The organism is Sinorhizobium fredii USDA 257 (assembly GCF_000265205.3).
In the GTDB taxonomy this organism is placed as follows: domain Bacteria; phylum Pseudomonadota; class Alphaproteobacteria; order Rhizobiales; family Rhizobiaceae; genus Sinorhizobium; species Sinorhizobium fredii_B.
In genome coordinates this window covers 2882953-2901031 of record NC_018000.1, presented here as the reverse complement: position 1 = coordinate 2901031, position 18079 = coordinate 2882953, and the positions used below count along the sequence as shown (strand labels likewise).

18 protein-coding genes and 2 pseudogenes are annotated in these 18079 nt (G+C 63.3%); 5 read left to right on the top strand and 15 right to left on the bottom strand.

Annotated elements, in window-relative coordinates; all coding sequences use genetic code 11:
* Nucleotides 1-19: 19 nt before the first annotated feature.
* Nucleotides 20-850 (bottom strand): annotated as a pseudogene (locus USDA257_RS13375) (GlxA family transcriptional regulator); the annotation flags it as partial.
* Here USDA257_RS13375 and USDA257_RS38785 point away from each other — a divergent pair.
* Together USDA257_RS38785 and USDA257_RS13370 are read left to right on the top strand one after the other, a co-directional pair.
* The gene (locus USDA257_RS38785) at nucleotides 818-907 is read left to right on the top strand and encodes an SDR family oxidoreductase (protein ID WP_370057266.1); all 90 of its coding nucleotides are present in this window, start codon (nucleotides 818-820) and stop codon (nucleotides 905-907) included. The pseudogene USDA257_RS13375 and the gene USDA257_RS38785 sit on opposite strands and share 33 nt — an antisense overlap.
* 27 nt (nucleotides 908-934) lie before the next feature.
* A pseudogene (locus tag USDA257_RS13370) lies at nucleotides 935-1509 on the top strand (NADPH-dependent F420 reductase); the annotation flags it as partial.
* Between the two features lie 173 nt (nucleotides 1510-1682).
* Here USDA257_RS13370 and dhaK read toward each other — a convergent pair.
* From dhaK to USDA257_RS13300, 14 genes are all read right to left on the bottom strand, one after another.
* The gene (gene dhaK / locus USDA257_RS13365) at nucleotides 1683-2678 is read right to left on the bottom strand and encodes a dihydroxyacetone kinase subunit DhaK (RefSeq protein WP_014763496.1); all 996 of its coding nucleotides are present in this window, start codon (nucleotides 2676-2678) and stop codon (nucleotides 1683-1685) included.
* A gap of 115 nt (nucleotides 2679-2793) precedes the next feature.
* Nucleotides 2794-3204, bottom strand: coding sequence for a hypothetical protein (locus USDA257_RS13360; RefSeq protein WP_014763495.1), 411 nt, complete (start codon nucleotides 3202-3204; stop codon nucleotides 2794-2796).
* Nucleotides 3205-3209: 5 nt separating this feature from the next.
* Nucleotides 3210-4817, bottom strand: coding sequence for a phosphoenolpyruvate--protein phosphotransferase (locus USDA257_RS13355; RefSeq protein ID WP_041414188.1), 1608 nt, complete (start codon nucleotides 4815-4817; stop codon nucleotides 3210-3212).
* Nucleotides 4801-5145, bottom strand: a complete 345-nt coding sequence (locus tag USDA257_RS13350) for an HPr family phosphocarrier protein (protein WP_014763493.1) — start codon at nucleotides 5143-5145, stop codon at nucleotides 4801-4803. Before USDA257_RS13350 ends, USDA257_RS13355 begins: the two co-directional genes overlap by 17 nt.
* Complete coding sequence (gene dhaM / locus USDA257_RS13345; RefSeq protein ID WP_041415222.1) at nucleotides 5145-5543, bottom strand: dihydroxyacetone kinase phosphoryl donor subunit DhaM; 399 nt, start codon at nucleotides 5541-5543, stop codon at nucleotides 5145-5147. The genes USDA257_RS13350 and dhaM overlap by 1 nt, the downstream gene beginning before the upstream one ends.
* Entirely contained in the window at nucleotides 5540-6160 is a 621-nt protein-coding gene (gene dhaL, locus USDA257_RS13340; protein ID WP_370057269.1) for a dihydroxyacetone kinase subunit DhaL, read from the bottom strand. Before dhaL ends, dhaM begins: the two co-directional genes overlap by 4 nt.
* A gap of 166 nt (nucleotides 6161-6326) precedes the next feature.
* Nucleotides 6327-7961, bottom strand: coding sequence for a dihydroxyacetone kinase subunit DhaK (locus USDA257_RS13335; protein ID WP_041414187.1), 1635 nt, complete (start codon nucleotides 7959-7961; stop codon nucleotides 6327-6329).
* 39 nt (nucleotides 7962-8000) lie between these two features.
* On the bottom strand, nucleotides 8001-9008 hold the full coding sequence (locus USDA257_RS13330) for an ABC transporter ATP-binding protein (protein ID WP_014763489.1): 1008 nt from the start codon (nucleotides 9006-9008) through the stop codon (nucleotides 8001-8003).
* Nucleotides 9001-10098 carry an ABC transporter ATP-binding protein gene (locus USDA257_RS13325; protein ID WP_014763488.1) on the bottom strand — a complete coding sequence of 366 codons (1098 nt, stop codon included), beginning with the start codon at nucleotides 10096-10098 and terminating at the stop codon, nucleotides 9001-9003. Before USDA257_RS13325 ends, USDA257_RS13330 begins: the two co-directional genes overlap by 8 nt.
* Nucleotides 10099-10101: 3 nt before the next feature.
* Nucleotides 10102-10311: a hypothetical protein gene (locus USDA257_RS13320; RefSeq protein WP_014763487.1), complete on the bottom strand. Its 210-nt coding sequence runs from the start codon at nucleotides 10309-10311 to the stop codon at nucleotides 10102-10104.
* The gene (locus USDA257_RS13315) at nucleotides 10308-11264 is read right to left on the bottom strand and encodes a carbohydrate ABC transporter permease (protein ID WP_014763486.1); all 957 of its coding nucleotides are present in this window, start codon (nucleotides 11262-11264) and stop codon (nucleotides 10308-10310) included. Before USDA257_RS13315 ends, USDA257_RS13320 begins: the two co-directional genes overlap by 4 nt.
* Nucleotides 11261-12187 (bottom strand): carbohydrate ABC transporter permease, encoded by a 927-nt coding sequence (locus USDA257_RS13310; protein ID WP_014763485.1) that lies wholly within the window; start codon nucleotides 12185-12187, stop codon nucleotides 11261-11263. The genes USDA257_RS13315 and USDA257_RS13310 overlap by 4 nt, the downstream gene beginning before the upstream one ends.
* 123 nt (nucleotides 12188-12310) lie before the next feature.
* Nucleotides 12311-13636 (bottom strand): ABC transporter substrate-binding protein, encoded by a 1326-nt coding sequence (locus USDA257_RS13305; RefSeq protein ID WP_014763484.1) that lies wholly within the window; start codon nucleotides 13634-13636, stop codon nucleotides 12311-12313.
* A 202-nt stretch (nucleotides 13637-13838) separates the two neighbouring features.
* Nucleotides 13839-14516, bottom strand: coding sequence for a GntR family transcriptional regulator (locus tag USDA257_RS13300; RefSeq protein WP_041414185.1), 678 nt, complete (start codon nucleotides 14514-14516; stop codon nucleotides 13839-13841).
* Between the two features lie 341 nt (nucleotides 14517-14857).
* Here USDA257_RS13300 and USDA257_RS13295 point away from each other — a divergent pair, with 341 nt between their 5' ends.
* From USDA257_RS13295 to USDA257_RS13285, 3 genes are read left to right on the top strand one after another with little or no spacing between them, the layout of a single operon-like run.
* Entirely contained in the window at nucleotides 14858-16003 is a 1146-nt protein-coding gene (locus USDA257_RS13295; protein WP_014763482.1) for a BMP family ABC transporter substrate-binding protein, read from the top strand.
* Between the two features lie 15 nt (nucleotides 16004-16018).
* Nucleotides 16019-17149, top strand: coding sequence for an ABC transporter permease (locus tag USDA257_RS13290; protein WP_014763481.1), 1131 nt, complete (start codon nucleotides 16019-16021; stop codon nucleotides 17147-17149).
* A complete protein-coding gene (locus tag USDA257_RS13285) occupies nucleotides 17149-18075 on the top strand; it encodes an ABC transporter permease (RefSeq protein ID WP_014763480.1) in 927 nt (308 codons plus the stop codon). The genes USDA257_RS13290 and USDA257_RS13285 overlap by 1 nt, the downstream gene beginning before the upstream one ends.
* The last annotated feature ends 4 nt before the right edge of the window (nucleotides 18076-18079 follow it).

The following is an 18079-nucleotide window of genomic DNA, read 5'->3' as shown; positions in this document are numbered from 1 at the left end:
TCCGCTGCGTCAGCTCTCATTATGCGGACGCACTCTCGCGCGCATTCCGCCGGATCGTCTGCGGCGGCTGGCCGAGCGTGCGAAGAAAGGCACGGCGCATGCGATCGGGATCGGCGAAACCCGTCTCCACTGCGATGACGTCCATGGAGTGCCGGCCCTGCTCCATCATCAGCCGGGCCGCCTCCACGCGGAGATTCTCCACGGCTTTGGCGGGCGACTGTCCTGTTTCAGCCCGGAACGCCCGGCTGAACTGGCGCGGGCTCAGCCCTGCCGCTTCCGCCAGTTCTTCCACCGACAACACGCCGTCGAGATTCGCCTTGGCGTAGTCGATAGATTTCTGGATCCGGTCGGACTTCGGCTCGAGCTCGAGCAAGGCCGAGAACTGCGACTGGCCGCCGGCGCGCCGGTGATAGACGACGAGCTTGCGGGCGACTGAGCGCGCAACGTCCTGCCCGTGGTCCTTCTCGATCATCGCAAGCGCAAGATCGATGGTCGCGGTCATCCCGGCAGACGTCCACACGCTTCCGTCGACGATGAAAATGCGATCGTCCTCGACCTTCACGGCCGGGAATCGCTCCTGCAGCCGGCGCGCGAAGGCCCAGTGCGTGGTCGCACGGCGCCCATCCAGCAGACCGGCCTCCGCAAGAACGAAGGCGCCGGTGCAGGGCGCTGCCACCCGGCGCGACGTTTCAAGCGCCCGACGCGAAAAGGCGATCAGCCCAGGCGTCATCGGCTCGATCGTCGCGCCGGCGCCGAACATCACAGTATCATAGGGTGTCTCGGCATGGCGATCGGCCGCTACGGCAAGGATTACGAGATCGCCAGCGTCGTTGCTTACCTCGCCAGCCCGGAGGCCGCGTTCGTGACGGGCGCCGACATCGTCGCGGATGGCGGCTTCACCGCCTGACCCATGGCCACAGCAACGAACAATTCCATGTCCATTGGTATCATAGGAGCCGGCCAGATCGGCTCCGCCTTCGCCCGCGCCCTTGCCCGCAACGGCATCGCTGCCACCATCTCGAACAGTCGTGGTCCCGAAACTCTTCAAGACCTTTCCCTGGAGATGTCGCCGCATATCAAGACAGGATCGATCGAAGAGGCGGCAAAGGTGGACATCGTCCTCATCGCAGTCCCCTTGTCGAAGCTTCCCCAGGCATTGGCTGGTCTTCCAGAGTGGGCGGGCGGGACCGTGATTGACGCCAACAATCCGATCGAGGGACCTCTGTTCAAGCCGGCCGAGCTCAACGGCCGTCTGTCGACGGAAATCTTCGCAAGTCTAGTGCCGGGCGCTCGCGTCGTGAAGGCATTCAATCACCTCCAGCCGCACCTTCTTTCCGGCGACCACACTCCGAAGGTGCAAGCCGCGTGCTCTTCTACTCTGGCGACGATCCGCGATCTAAGGCGGAGGTCGGTTCACTAATCGCCAAGCTCGGCCTCACTGGCATCGACCTTGGGCCGATCTCGATTGGCGGATGGCTCGTCCAATTCCCAGGTGGGCCGCTGCCGGCGCGTGAAGTTCGGTTGAAGTTCATTCGGTCGCAGGATTGGCTACGGCCGAATTATATCCAACCCACCGAGACTGACCGGCACAGGTCGATGCTCTGTGGCGCCGGCAGGTCCCCTCAGTACACTAATGCGACCTTCAAAGCACAGGCCGAAGCGCCCAGAGGTGAAAGATCCGATCAGCCTCCCCAACGCAACGCCGCCGTGTCTACCGGCGCGTCCCATAGCGAAAGCTCTCGTTCCTCGAGGCCCGCAACGGTGATTGACAGGCCCGCCATGTCCAAAGAGGTCACATAGGTCCCAACCAGCGGCCGGGCGATCGTAAGGCCGAGGCGCTCGCACTGCGCTTTCGCAGCATTGTATACGAGGTAAAGCTCGGCCGCCGGTGTACCACCGTAGCCATTGATGAACATGAGGAGTTTTTTGTCGCGCTCCGATGCCAGCTCGCCTAAGATTGCCTCGAGCATAGTTTTCACAATTTCGTCGGCGGTGGCGAACGTGACCCGTGCGCGGCCTGGCTCTCCGTGAATGCCGACCCCGATCTCCATTTCATCTTCAGCCAGAACGAAGGTCTCCCGCGCCGTGTCGGGCACGGCAACACCACGCAGCGAAACCCCCATCGTGCGGATGCGGCCGTTCAGGCTCTCGCCGAGCGCACTCAGTTCATCGAGCCGCCAGCCGGCCTCCGCCGCCGCCCCGAGCAGCTTCTCCACCACGATGGTTCCTGCAACGCCTCTCCTGCCTTGGCTGCGCTTCGACCCGCCGGGATCGACGTCATCGCGCACCACGACGGTAGCGATCCGGTGCTCCGCCGCGACGAGTTCGGCGGCCATCTCGAAATTCATGACATCGCCGTCATAGTTCTTGACGATGAGCAGACATCCCTCGCCACCGTCCGTTTCCCGGATCGCGGCGACAATCTGGTCTGGCGTTGGAGAAGTGAAGACATGCCCAGTGCACGCGGCATCCAACATACCTCTCCCGACAAAGCCGACATGCATCGGCTCGTGCCCGGCGCCGCCGCCCGAAATGAGCGAGACCTTGCCCGGCCGAAGGCTGCGCCTGCGAACGAACTTCCCGTCGGCTCCGAAGGTCACCAGCCGTTCGTGGGCCGCCACCAGGCCCGCCAGGCTCTCAGCAACCAGCGTCTCGGCTCGGTTCATGAATTTCTTCATCCTGCCCCTCCCACGACGCCGTGCTCTCCTGCCTTGCGCAAATCGCCGCTCGATCGGACAGGAACATAGGGGGTTCTGCCGGAGGCAGCGACATACTGAAACACACCACGACCCTCTAATCCATCATTCCGACCAGTTTCGCCATATTCCGGACGAGCTCCTCGATCGCTTCGTCGAACAGGCGGTTCTTCTTTTCATCGCCGAGATCGGGAACGATCAGCGAGAGCTGGCGCAGCTTCTCCGCACTTGCGAAATCCGGCAGCTTTCCCGGGTGCGCGGACTGATAGGCCTGAAGAAAGCGGTCCTGCTCGCCCGGGCTGAAATGGCAGACGCGGAAGATCGTCGCGAGGTGGCGCACCGGCAGCGGGGTCGAATAGGTTGGACTCGTCACCTGAGTGACGAAGCTGCGATGCTTGCCGAGTGCCTCGGCGAGGCGCTGACGGGTTCCTGACGGCCGATTGTCGATAATCTGCGCCAAGATCGTCTTGTAGGCGATGATGGGGTCCTCAACCGTCTCGCGCGACATTCATTTCATCTCCGCCGCGGCCTGCCGTCCGTGCACAAGCCGCTGATTATCGATCGTATGTCAGTCACGCGATTGGGCGCCACAGAGAAGTGGCGAAGGCCCGCGGCCATGAGCGCCGGTACATGTCGGGGGTCGGAGGCCATCTCGCCGCAGATCCCGATCGGTTTTTTCATCGCCTCGGCAAGGTCCACGCCCTGAGCGATCACCCTCAGGACGGCTGGCGTGGCCGCGTCGTAAAGGGCGGCGACGCTTTGGTCGTCTCTTGCGGCAGCCATCAGATATTGCGCCAGATCATTCGTGCCGAAAGAGAAAAACGCCGAGCGCGAAAAGCGCTCGAGCATCAGCGCCGCCGCCGGAACCTCCACCATCATACCGATCTCCGGCATGCGCGCCTCCACCCCGCGCCTCAAGAGAACGGCGCGCTCCTCTTCGAAGTAGGTCCGCATCGCATCGAGCTCGTCCGGCACAGTCACCATCGGCAGGAGGACGCCAAGATTGCCGTGCACGGCGGCGCGCAACAGCGCGCGCACCTGGGCGCGGGCAAGCTCCGGCCGTGCCAGGAGCAACCGGATGCCTCTGAGGCCCATGAAGGATTCGCTCTTCCTGGCCCCTAGACCCGGCAATGTCTTGTCACCGCCTAAATCGAGCATGCGCACGATCGCCGGCGCGTCGCCGGCCCATTCCAGTGTATGCCGATAGATGTCGTAATGCCTTTGCTCGTCGACGGCATCCGCAGACGAAGCCACCAGAAATTCGGTCCGCATCAGACCTATGCCCGCGAAGGACGCGGGGTCAATGGCCCTGAGCTCCGTTGGATCGTTGATGATGGCGGACAGCCGGATCGCAACGCCGTCGGCGGTTTCGACCACTCCGCCGGCGCGGCGCGCGGCGATTGGCCTTGCTTCAGCTTTTATCGGTTTCGCCTCGCGAACATGCTCATCGTCGGGCGCAACAACGACCCGGGCGTTATTCGCATCGACGAGCACGCGTGCGCCGTCGGCCACTTCGAACCGCCCCGTGGCCACGACCATGGGCACCGACCGGCCGCGCGCAAGCATTGCCACGTGGCTTGAAACGCTACCTTCAAAGAGGACGATGCCGCCGCCGGCGGTCCAGTCATGCGCAAGGAAGCGGCTTGGCTCAAGGTCCTTGCCGACGAAGACCGAACCCGGCGCGAAATTCTCCAGAGGAAGACCCGTGAGCGCGCTCACGACGCGATTGCGTATATCGACGATGTCGACCGCGCGGGCGCGCAGCTGCTCATCGGGCGCCTCCTCGATACCGGCGATATAGTCGTCGAGTGCCCCGACCCAGGCGAGAGCGGCGCCGTCGCCGGCGACGATCCGACCCTCGGCCATTTCGACGAGAGCCGGATCGAGCAGCATCTCGATCTGGAAATCGAGAATGCCGGCGCTCTCCTCGTCCGACCGGTCCGCGAGAGCCCGGAGCTCCGCAATGGCAGTAGCGATGGCCTGCCGCAGCTTGTCGCGCTCCGCGGCCACGGTGTCGCGTAGCGCAAACACCTCTGCCGGTACATCGGCGGCGCGATGGACAGGCCCGAGCCCCACGCCGGGAGAGGCGGCGGTTCCGGCGATTTCAAGCGCTTCGGCCATGCTTTTTTTCTTCATCGAAGTCGCGCTCGACAAGCGCCTTGAGGGCATGGATCGCTTCTGCGGCGCGTAAACCTCGGGCGCGGATCTTCAGTATCGAGCCCGTGCGAATCCTCGCCCCCATGATCTTGACGATGCTCTTGCCGTTAAGCCAGACGTGGCTGTCGTTGACCTCGATCTCGACGGTGCAGGGAAACGACTTGGCGAGCCGCGTGAAGATGACCGACGGACGAGCATGCAGCCCGAAGCCGTGCGTCACCTCGATCTCCGCTTGGCAGTAACCGTGCGTATCGACCGCCTCCGGCGTTTCCCGTCGCGACCTGTTATCCATCACGGCGACAGCTCCTGCGCGGTCGCAACGACGCGGGCGAGAACCGCACCGCCCGACGCTTCAGCGGCGGCCATCACCGCCCCCTCGACCAGAGGCGCGTTGCAAATGATCACCCTTCCAGAACGCGGCTCGCCGAGCATTTCAATCGCCATTTCGCTATTGGTCTCCGCCCCGCCGAGATCGACGAAGACGGCGACGCCCGCATCCGACCAGGCCCGTTCGATCGCTGCCAATATTCCGGCTGCATGCGTCCCGAGGCCGCCTTCGGCGTTGCCGCCCGACCAGGCGAGCGGCACGCAATCGCCGACCATCTGGCGCACCATGTCGGCGGCGCCCTCAGCGACGAGCGGAGAATGCGAGACGATGACGATGCCGACATTTGCGGATTTCGGGTTCAAGCCGGACATTGCTCCTCCAAGAAACGACAGATCGCTGCCGTCATCAGCGCACAACTCTTGGCGCCTGGATCGACATGCCCGATCGACCGGTCGCCGAGAAACGCGGCACGCCCGCGCATCGCCCTCATGCCGAAAGTGAGCCTTGCCGCCCTTTCCGCCTGCTCGGAAATACCTGCCAGTCCCGCGCGCCTTACCACTTCGGCATGCACAGGGTAAAGCACGTCGAGCAGCGTCTTGTCGCCGGGGCTGGCGCGGCCGCGCCGGGCGACGGCATCGATGGCGTGCTCGAGCGCGCGTGCGAAGTCATGCTGGCCGTTCGCACCGTCCAGCTGGCGGCCGATCGCGATCAGCAGCGTCCCGTAGAGCGGACCGGCCGCGCCGCCAACGCTCATGACGAGCGTGAAGCCGATCTCCTCCAGGGCTTTCGGCAGGGCAAGCTCTGCGAGCCGGCTTCGCTCGGCATAGACCGCCTCCAAGCCGCGACGCATATTGATGCCGTGGTCTCCGTCGCCGATCGCCCTGTCGAGCTCCGACAGATGATCGGCATTGGCGGCAATCGCCTCGCGGCAGACCTCGATCAACCCGCCTATGAGCGCAGCATTCGCCAGCACGACCAACACCTTTTACCAACCCTCGCTCGATCATACTCGCGATCGGCCGCCATCGTTAGAGCACATGCCAAAGGCGCGTTGCATTCCAACGGGTTCGTGCCACGCGCTTTCAGTCTTCGTTTCCATGCATGTCGTCATCCCCAAACGGCTGCACCGTCTTGCGCGACGTGCATTAACGAAGCCCTGCTGCGACTTCGAAGACCGCGGCCACCGCCATGGCTCCCGGATCGGGTATGCCGTCGAGATCTCTTTCGCCGACATAAGATGCGCGCCCGGCCTTCGCCTTCTTCATCGCCCTTGTCGCGTCGGCGCCGGCACGCGCAGCGGACGCGGCCGCGGCCAGACCGCCGTCCTTGAGGGCGCGCAGTGCCGGGTCCAAAGCATCCACCATGGTGCGGTCGCCGACGCCTGCCCCCCCGTAGAAGGTCATCCGTTCCAGTCCCGCCAGCAGCGCCCCCGCCATGTCTCTCGTGTCCGAATATGCCTTGGCGGCGGCGGTGAAGAAGATCGACAGAAGCACGCCGCTCGAGCCGCCCATGCTGGTGCTGAGAATGCTGCCGATCGACGAGAGCGTCGCGGCGACGTCCTTCAGCGGCAGCCTTTCGATCTGCGCCAGGACGCTGCGCGAGCCTGTCGCCACGGTCGAGCCGGTATCGCCGTCGCCGGCGCGTGCGTCGAGGTGGTTGAGCTCAGTTTCGAGCGAGAGCAGGTGATCGCAGATCGCCGCGATCAGCCGGTCGGCGGCCGGATCGTGACTGGCCGCCATGGACTGGGTGGCCGGCACGGCAATCGCCGGCAGCACGGTGACGTCATGCCGCTCGACTGCGGGTACCCAGGCGTGCGGCCCGACGGGCGCCTTCAATGCTGCCTCACGCGCACCGTCAAGCCGCATCAGGGAAAGCGAAAAGCCGTTCATGTTGAGCGCCGTCATCAGCGGCGCCGGGCCTATCGTCAGCTTCACACGCTCGGCGAGTGAAGAGGAAAGGACCGTGTGGGCGATCAGTCCCATCTCGATCGGCGGCACGGCACCGAGATTGTTGATGAGAAGCGCATAGCCGCCGTCTCCCGGCAAAGCCCGGGAAAGCCGCTCGGACATGGTCGCAACGATGCTGCGCGCCTCCTGCAGGGCGATCCGTTCGACACCGGGTTCGCCGTGGATGCCGAGTCCCAGTTCCCCCTCGTCCGCCTCGAGCCGTTCCGCATGGGCCTGGCCGGGGATCGAGCACGAGGAGAGCGAAACGCCGAGCGAAACAATATCGCGCGCCGCCGAGCGGGCGGTGGCGGTAACGGTCTCGAGATCGGCGCCGCACTCGGCGAGGTGACCGGCGATCTTGTGGACGAAGAGCGTTCCCGCGACACCGCGTGGCTGGATGATATCCGGGAGCGCGATGTCATCGGCAACGATGACCATCTCGACTCGAAAGCCTTCGACGCGCGCCTTTTCAGCTGCGAGCCCGAAGTTGAGGCGATCGCCGGTATAGTTCTTGACGATCAGCAGGCAGCCCTTCGACCCGGTCACCGCGCGGATCGCCGTCAGCACCGCCTCGACGCTTGGCGAGGCAAAGATCTCGCCGGAAACCGCCGCGCTCAACATGCCTCTCCCGACGAAGCCCGCATGCGATGGTTCATGGCCGGCTCCGCCTCCCGATATGACCGCAACCTTCGCCTTGTCCCAGTCGCCGCGCATGACGACCTTGATATCGGGGTAGGTGTCGAGGCGCGCGAGGCTCCCCGCCGGCGCCGTCTGCATCAAGCCATCCAGCGCTTCGGTAACGATGTTTTCCCTGCGGTTGAAAAAATGCTTCATCGTGGTCATCCAATTGCTTGTCGATTGGTCGCAGCGGCATCAGCGCAGCCGCTCGCCGTCCGACCCGAAATAAAGGGGCTGTCTCAGCGTCAGGTTGATCCGGTCGCCCGGCTTGATGGAGAGATATGGATCTGCCAGCGTGACGAGCTTGTGGCCCCTCACCCGTATGTGCAGGTGGTTCTGGTCGCCGAGGTGCTCGATCCAGTCCACCTCGGCATTGCCCTGAGCGTCCGTGGCGATCTCCAGATGTTCGGTTCGCGCGCCGATCGTTCTGGCGCCCGAGGGTGGCGCCGCGCCTGGGAGGAGATCGGTCGGCAGCAGGTTTATGTGCGGCTGGCCGAGGCGCGCCGCGACGTGCAAATTGGCCGGGTCCGCGTAGATCTCCCGCGGCGTGCCGATCTGCACGAGCCGCCCTTCGCACAGGATGCCGATGCGATCGGCCATCGTCATCGCCTCCACCTGGTCGTGGGTGACATAGAGCAGCGTGGAGCCCAGCTCCTTCTGGATGCGCTTCAGTTCCAGCCGGAGTTCGGCGCGCAGCTTGGCGTCCAGCGACGACAGCGGCTCGTCCATCAGATAAATCGCCGGCCGGCGAACGAGCGCGCGGCCGATCGCGACGCGCTGCATCTCACCGCCCGAAAGCCGCGTCGAGCGGCTTTGGAGCTTGTGCTCGATCCGAACCATGCGCGCCACCTCGCGCACCCGCCGATCGATCTCGTCACTATTCAGCCGCCGGGCCGGGGAGCGCAGGGGGAAGGCGAGATTGTCGTAGACGCTCAAATGCGGATAAAGCGAATATTGCTGGAAGACGAAGGCCACGTCCCGCTCGGCCGACGATTGCCGGCCGACATCGCGACCGGCAATCGTCACCCGCCCACAATCCGGCCTTTCGAGCCCGGCGATCAAACGCAGGGTCGTCGTCTTGCCGGCGCCCGTCGGCCCGAGGAGGACGACGAATTCGCCGTCCCTGATGGTCAGCGACAGATCTTCGACCGCGACCGTGTCGTCGAAAGTCTTGCCCATACGGTGAAGAACGACCTCAGACATGGCGCGCGCCCGCATAGAGGGAGGAGGCGATCGCCCGGCCCGAGGCACAGTCGAAGACGGCGAGCTTTGCCGGATTGAATTCGAGCCCGACGGTCTCGCCAAGACTGAAGCTGCGGTCCGCCGAAACGCGTGCCTTGACGATGCCGGCGGAGGTCTCCACGGCGACGATCTGGTTGGTGCCGAGATATTCGCTGCCATAGACAGCGCCGCGGATGGGAGATTGATCGCTGAAGCGGATATGTTCCGGACGCACGCCGAGCGCCATTTCGCCCGGCGCGACGTCCTCCCCCACCTCCGGCACGGCGACTTCGTGACCGTCGAGGACGATCGACCGCGTCCCCCGCCTGAGCCCCGAATTGAAGCGCATGAAATTCATCGGCGGCGAGCCGATAAAGTCGGCGACATACATCGACGTGGGACGATTGTAGATTTCCTGCGGCGTGCCGAACTGCTCGATGACGCCATGGTTCATCACGGCGATCTTGTCGGCCATCGCCATCGCCTCGTGCTGGTCGTGGGTGACGTAGACGGTCGTGGCATGGATGCGATTGTGCAGTTCTCGCAGTTCATGAACCATCACCTCGCGGAATTCGGCGTCGAGCGTGCCGAGCGGCTCGTCCATCAGGAAGCATTTCGGACGCCGGACGATCGCCCGGCCGAGCGCGACACGCTGGCGGTCGCCGCCGGCGAGGCCGGAAACCGAGCGGTCAAGGATATGGTCGATCCTCAAGAGCTTCGCGGTTTCCTCGACTCGGGTGCGGATTTCCGGCTTGGCGACGCCCTGGGACAGGAGCGGGAAGCCAATGTTCCGGCGCACATTCATGTGCGGATAGAGGGCGAAGAGCTGGAAGACGAAGGCGATGTCGCGGGCGCTCGCGCGGTTGAAGGTGACGTCCTTGCCGTCCAGATAGATCCTGCCGCTGGTCGGCAGTTCGAGCCCGGCGATCATCCGCAGCGTCGTCGTCTTGCCGCATCCGGAGGGACCGAGCAGCGCCAAGAACTCGCCGTCCTCGACGGTGAAGCTCGAATCCTCGACGGCGACGAAATCGCCGAACTGCTTGCGGAGGTTTACGATCTTGATCTCGGACATCTCTCACTCCGGAAATTTCGAGACGATGATGAACAGGACGGTTCCAGCCAGCAGCATGGTGAGCGAATAGGTGTAGAGCGCCAGGAGGAACGGCTGGAACAACATCAGGAAGCCTGCGGCGATCAGCACCGTCGCGATGTTTTCCATCGGGCCGCGCCTGAGGAAGAACGGCCGCTTCTGCCGAGGACGGGTCATTTCTCGCGGGTTCGTCATTTGCGTACCGCTCCGAAGGTGATGCCGCGCAGCAATTGCTTGCGCAGGATGATGGTGAAGACGAGGATCGGCACCAGGAAGATCGTCGTGCCGGCGGCGACCGCCGGCCAGTCCTGGCCGCCTTCGCCGATGATCGTCGGTATGAAGGGCGGCGCGGTCTGCGCAGAGCCAGACGTGAGCAGCACCGCGAAGGCATATTCGTTCCAGGCAAAGATCAGGCAGAAGATCGCGGTTGCCGCGATGCCGGTCGTCGCCTGCGGCAGCACGACCTTCCAGAAGGCCTGCAGGCGGGTATATCCGTCGATCATCGCCGCCTCCTCGTATTCGCGCGGAATCTCGTCGATAAAGCCCTTGAGCAGCCAGACCGCGAGCGAGACATTGACGGCGGTATAGAGGAGGATCATGCCGAGCGCCGTGTCGGACAGTCCGAACTGGCGATACATGAGGTAGATCGGGATCGCCACCGCGATCGGCGGCATCATCCGGGTCGAAAGAATGAAGAACAGGAGATCGTCGGCGAGCGGCACGCGGAAACGGGAGAATCCATAGGCAGCAAGCGTTCCGAGCGAGACGGCGAGGAAGGTCGAGCCGAAAGCGATCAGCAGCGAATTGCCGAAGCGCGGCCAATAGTTCGAGGGACCCGCGATGACCATGTTGCGGCTGCGGGTGATCTCGTCGCAGGTACTGCTCGGGGCGGGGAGCGCCTGGATATAGTCCGGCGTCTGCCTTGTACGCGTCGTGAAGAGGTTGCAGAAGCCCTCGAGCGTCGGCGTGAAGACGATCTTCGGCGGGTAGCTGATCGAATCCGGCGGCGACTTGATGCTCGTCAGGAAGATCCAGGCGAGCGGGATCATCGTCACCAGCGCATAGAGGATGACGATCGCGCCGGCGATGCGCTTTACGGTCGGCGTCGGCTCGACCACGGAATGGGCGGTGGTTTTGACCGAGCTCATCGCTGTTTCACCTTGTTGAGCGCTTTGACGTAGATGTTGGCGAGGCCGAACACCGCCACGAAAAGGATGATCGCGAAGGCGGACGATCGTCCGGTGAGCCAGCTTTCGAAGGCCTCCCGCTTCAGCGTGATCGACGCGACCTCGGTGGTCGAACCGGGCCCCCCGCCGGTCAAGAGCATCACCATGTCGAACATCTTGAAGTTCTCGATGCCGCGGAAGAGCACGGCGAGCATGATGAAGGGCAGGGCCATCGGCACGGTGATCGACCAGAATTGCCGCCAGGCGGAGGCGCGGTCGACCTCGGCCGCCTCGTAGATGTAGTCCGGTATGGATCTGAGGCCGGCGAGGCAGATCAGCATGACGTAAGGCGCCCACATCCAAGTATCGACGATGATGATCGCCCAGGGTGCCAAGGTTACAGAACCGAGCATCTCGAAGGATGACGGCGGGATGCCCGTGAAGAACGAGACGATATAATTGAAGAGGCCGATCTGCGGTTGGTACAGGAACCGCCAGAAATTGCCGACGACCGCCGGCGACAGCATCATCGGAATGAGGATGACCGTCGTCCAGAAGGCGTGGCCGCGGAACTTGCGGTCGATCAGATAGGCGAGCGCGAAGCCGATGACCGTCTGCAGGAGAATCGTCCAGAAGACGAAATGCGCCGTCGTCTGCATGGCGATCCAGATGTCCGGGTCGTTCAGCACGCGCTGGTAGTTGCGCAGGCCGACGCCCTCGACTTCGGCATTGGGGCGGTTCGCACGGAAGTTCGTGAAGGACAGATAGACCGCCCAGATCAGCGGAAAGATATTAATCGCGAGCAGCAAGGCGATCGTGGGCGTTATGAAGAGCCAGGCGATGGCGCGGTCCGAAAGGCCGCGCACCCGAACCGCGATCGTTGTCGGCGTCGCACGGGCAAGCATGTCGGCGGATCGCTCCGAAATGGTCGAAGGGGCATCGGTCACTATCGTCACCTGAATTCAAGGAGGATCGGTTCGGGGCCGACGGCCCGGACTTTCGCAGCCGGGCCGTTTCCTGAGGCAAGACTAGAGCTTGCCTTCGTCCTCGAAGATTTCCTTCCAGTCGTTGACGAGAGCATCGAGCGCCTCTTGTGCGGTGCCCTGGTCGGCGACGACATAATCGTGCAGGCGCTTCTGCATGGCCTGCAGCAGGATCGCGTAGGAGGGCTCCTGCCAGAAGTCCTGAACCTGGTTCATTGCGACGAGGAAGTCGGCCGCAAAAGGCTGGCTGGCCTTGAAGGACGGATCATTTAGGACTGCGTCGTGCACGGCGTAGCCGCCGAGCGACCACCATTTCTTCTGGACGTCGGGCTGGGCGAACCATTTGATGTAGGCGAGCGCGCCGTCCATGTTGTCGGTATTGGCGACGACGGACATCCCCTGCCCGCCGAGCGTCGAGGCGGCGACCTTCTGCTTGGGATTGACGAAGAAGCCGATCTTGTCGCCGCCGACCTTCTCGTCCTTGTAAAGGCCGGGGAAGAAGGCGAACCAGTTCATCGCCATCGCCACCTGGCCGGATTTGAAGGCATCGAGCCCCTCGCCCATGTAGCTGTCGGTATAGCCGGGCGGCTGGCAGCACTTGTAAAGCGCCTTGTAGGCCTCGAGGCCGGCAACGGAGTCGGGCGAATTGACGGCGCCGTCCATATCGTATTTGCCCGGTGTCGTCTCGTATTTGAAGCCATAGGGATAGAGCGCCGAGGTCGCGCCCATGGTAACGCCCTCGGAGGCACGTTCGGTAAAGATCGCCGCGCCGTAGACCTTCTGGCCATCGATTTCGCGACCGGTGAAGAATTCGGCGACCTGCTTCAGTTCGTTCCAGGTCTGCGGCGGGCCGAGGTCACGACCGTACTTCCCTTTGAACTCGGCCTGCAATTCGGGCTTGGCGAACCAATCCTTGCGATAGAACCAGCCGTTGGCGTCGCCCATGGCCGGCAACGCCCAATAGGTCGGCGTACCCTTCGGCCAGGTGGAGTAGGCATTGACCGCGGCTTCGGCGAAGTCGCTCATCTTGATCCCTTCCTTGTCGAAGAAATCGTTGAGCTTGACGTAGTAACCGTTCTCGGCGGAGCCGCCGAGCCACTGGCTGTCGCCGATCAGGAGATCGCAGAGCTTGCCGCCCGAATTGAGCTCGTTGAGAATGCGGTCGGCGAAATTCGGCCACGGCACGAACTCAAACTTCATCGTGGTGCCGGTCGCTGCGGTAAAATCCTTGGACAGCTCGACCAGCGCATTCGCCGGATCCCAGGCTGCCCAGCACAGCGTCAAATCATCGGCCTTGGCCATTCCCGGTATCGCCGTCGACAGCAAGAGTGCCGACGACATGCCCATCAGGGCCTTCGTCATCTTCCGCATAGTATTCCTCCCAGATACAGAACCGACCGACATCGGCCTCGGAAAATTCTCCCTTGCTCACATGCCCAAGCCGTACTCCCCATGTTGAGCAATATGTTTAGTGATATACATTATACTAAACACTTCAAGTGCAATTCGTCGCTGCAACGCAGCACGTGCAACGAGAGAAGGTCCAGATGGAGGAGCGTGCCGCCGCGCCCGGTCAGTCTGTGTTGTGGCTCACGAAGACCGTGCTTGCGTCGCTGACGTTTGATACGTGCCAATAGGCGGCCTTGCCCGCCTCTTCGGCATCGGCACGAAGGATTGCGGTGACGATGCTCTGATGTTCCTGATAGGACTTCGCGAGCCGCCCCGGCAGACGGAATTGAGCCCGGCGGAAGGGCGCAAGTCGAGCGCGGGTCTGCGTGACCAGTTCGAAGATGTGGTCGTTGTGCGCGCCCCGATAAAGCCTGGTATGGAAGTCGACATTATGCGCCGCATATTCCTCGTCTGCAGCCGCGTGAACCAGGCGCATGGAATCCCGGTGCATCTTTTCCAGCGCGCGGCGCTCGTCGACCGTCATACGCTCGGCCGAAAGCCGGGCACAGATCCTCTCAAGTTCGGCCATCGCCTCGAACATCGAGGCGAGATATCCACCGGTCACATTTGTGATCACTGCGCTGCGATTGGGTTGCCGCTCCACAAGACCCATGGCGCAGAGTTGCCGCAGCGCTTCCCGCACCGGAGTACGCGAAACCTCGAAGCGGCCGGCGAGCGAGAATTCATCGAGTTTTTCGCCGGGCTGCATCTTGCCGGTGACGATCATGTCGGCGATCGCCCGTACCATCTGCTCGACGGTCGTACCTGCTCGAATGATCTCTCGTCTTCTTAGCTGTTTCACGCGCGACTCATTATCACGTAATCTGCATACAGATGCGCGCACATGATTCACAAGTCAAACTGCCAGCGCAATCAATTGAAATTTGTTGCTATTTACGCAGATTATCAAGCCTGGCTCTGCCCCAATCGTGGCCAGACATAATACTGGTTGGCTCATTTCGTTAGCATCGCATAAAAAACCATCATGCTCTTGGAGGAAACTGCATACAGTTTCGTCAATGGCCATCTTCACGAATAGTGTACCTCAATAATATCCGATACTTACATCTTGGCACGCACATTGCATGCACTTCCTATTGCGTCGATCTCGAACCCGACCTCCGCCACTCAGGAGCATTTCCGATGACCAAACTCCTTCATGCCTCCTCCCGTCCCCTATCCCGCCGCGCATTTCTCCAATCATCTGCCGTGGGTGCCGCCGTGGCGAGCCTCGCGCCGGGCCTTGTCTTTTCCCCCGCCGCCGCCCAGAGCGCACTGACCGTCGGCTTCATTTATGTCGGCCCCAAGGACGACTATGGCTACAACCAGGCCCATGCGGAGGGCGCGACCGCGATCAAGGCCCTGCCGGGCGTTACCGTTGTCGAGGAAGAGAACGTCCCCGAGACCGTCGACGTTCAAAAGACGATGGAATCGATGATCAACCTCGACGGAGCGGCACTGCTCTTCCCCACCTCCTTCGGCTATTTCGATCCCCACATGCTGGAAATGTCCAAGAAATATCCCGACATCCATTTCCGCCATTGCGGCGGCCTCTGGCAGGAGGGCAAGCATCCGGCGAACACCGGATCCTATTTCGGCTATATCGGCCAGGGGCAGTATCTCAACGGCATCGCTGCTGGCTACGCGACCAGGAGCAAGAAGATCGGTTTCGTCGCCGCCAAGCCCATTCCGCAGGTGCTGCAGAACATCAATTCCTTCCTGCTCGGCGCCCGCTCCGTCGATCCGGCCATCACCTGCCAGGTCATCTTCACCGGCGAGTGGTCGCTTGCCGTCAAGGAGGCGGAAGCCACCAACGCGCTCATCGACCAGGGCGTGGACGTCGTCACTTGCCATGTGGATAGCCCCAAGGTCGTGGTCGAGACGGCCGCGGGCCGGGGCGCATTCATCTGCGGCTATCACGCCAACCAAGGTCCGCTGGCTCCGGAAAAATATCTGACCGGCGCCGAATGGGCATGGGGCAATGTCTACGCGGACTTCGTGAAGAAGGCCCAGGCCGGGGAAAAGCTCGGCAACTTCGTGCGCGGCGGACTCAAGGAGGGCTTCGTCAAGATGAGCCCGCTCGGCCCGGCGGTCTCGGAGGAAGCACGCAGGAAGTTCGAGGCGACGCTTGGGGAAATGATGACCGCCGGCTTCTCGGTCTTCAAAGGGCCCATCAGGGACAACAAAGGCAATGTCGTTGTGACCGACGGTCAGGCCTTCGCGGAGGACGCCATCGAGCTCGAGAGCATGGCCTATCTGGTTGAGGGCGTCGTCGGCTCGGCCGCTTGAGGGAGCGTCGGCATCATGACCCTGGAGGCCAACTCCCACACTCTGCCAACACTCGACGGGCGGGCCGGTAATTTGCGGCCCTTCCTCGAATGGCTGGCCCGGCGCGCGGAACCGCTGACGATTACGCTCTTTGCCATCCTCATCGGACTCGCGCTGTTCTCGATGTTCATCGCACTGATCGGCAAGTCGCCGATCGCGCTCTTTCAGCTCATGTACGCCGGCGGCTTCGGCACCTGGTTTTCGATCCAGAATTCACTCAGCCGAGCCGCACCGCTCCTCCTGACCGCGCTCTGCGTCGCTCTTCCAGCCAGGCTCGGCCTCGTGGTTATCGGCGCGGAGGGCGCTGTCGTGCTCGGCGGCGTTGCCGGAGCGGCGATCGCCCTGCCCCTCGTCGGCGGCGCACCCCCTCCGCTCGTCTGGCTCTTCATGGCGCTTGCCGGCATGCTCGTCGGCGCAATCTGGATCGGGCTTACCGGCCTGCTCAGGCACAATCGCGGTGTCAACGAGACGATCGCCTCGCTGCTGCTCGCCTACATCGCCATTGCCTTGATGAACCATCTGATCGAGGGGCCGCTGCGCGATCCTGCCAGCCTCAACAAGCCCTCGACCGCGCCGCTGCCGCCGGACTACATGCTCGGCAGCATCCCCGGCATGGACGTGCATTGGGGCCTCGCCGTCGGCATAGTCGCCTGCATTGCTTCCTGGGTCCTGATCGAGGCGACGAGTTTCGGCTTCGCCGCGCGCATTGCCGGCGGCAATGTCCGCGCCGCGCAGATACAGGGACTTGCCGTCGGCAAGCTGATCGTCGGCTTCACCGCGCTCGCCGGTTGCTTCGCCGGTCTTGCCGGCACGATCGAAGTCGCCGCCGTGCAGGGCAGCGCCAACGGCTCGCTTGCCGCAGGTTACGGCTACACCGGCATCCTTGTCGCATTCCTCGCGCGCCACAATCCGCTGGCAATCATCCCCGTCGCCATCCTGCTCGGCGGCATTGATGCCTCCGGCGGCCTGATCCAGCGCCGCATGGGCCTGCCGGACGCGACCGTCCTCGTCCTTCAGGGCACGCTTTTCATCGTGATCCTGTTTTGCGAGACCTTCTACGGTCGCTTCAGGATCTTCAATCCGGACCTCTGGAAAAGGAGCGCATGATGGACGGGACCGGTATCGGCATTTGGGGAGTTCCCCTTGCGGTCTTCGCCGGCGCGATCCGCGTCTCCACGCCCTTCATTTTCGTGAGCCTCGGTGAGGCGATCACGGAACGCTCCGGTCGGATCAATCTCGGTCTCGAAGGCACGCTGGTCTTCGGCGCAATGATCGCCTATGCCGTCGCAGTCATTACGCTCTCGCCCTGGCTCGGCGTGCTAGCGGCGATGGCGGCGGGCGCCTGTTTCGGCCTCACCCACGGCTTTATCTGCAAGTTTCCGAAGGTGAACGACATCGCCATCGGTATCGCCATGATGCAGCTCGGTCTCGGCCTCGCCTTCTTCCTCGGAAAACCCTTCATCCAGCCCGCCGCGCCGAAGCTGCCTGCCATCCCTTTCGGCGGCTGGTCGGACCTGCCGCAGATCCAGGCCGCGCTCAACATCAACGCGCTATTCCTGATCGGTGCGGCCCTTGCCCTCTTCCTCTGGTGGGCCTTCCGCAATACCCGCACCGGCCTCATCCTGCGCGTCGTCGGTGACAGCTCGGACGCCGCCCGCGCCATGGGCCTGAACCCTGACACGGTGCGCCTGCTCGCAACGGCCACCGGCGGAGCGCTGGCCGCGATCGGCGGTGCCTATCTTTCGCTCTACTATCCGGGCTCATGGAACGAGGGAATCTCGTCCGGACAGGGCCTCATGGCCGTGGCGCTCGTCATCTTCGCCCGCTGGAACCCGATCGGATGCTTCCTCGCCGCGCTACTCTTCGGCGGCGCGGGCGCGCTTGGGCCGGCCTTGCAATCGGTCGGCGTCACAAAGGGGTACTACCTCTTCTATGCAGCGCCCTACATGCTCACCCTCGTGATCATGATCGCCACATCCTCTCCCACCCGCTCGCTCGCCGGTGCGCCCGGCGCATTGTCGATCACCAAATAGGAGC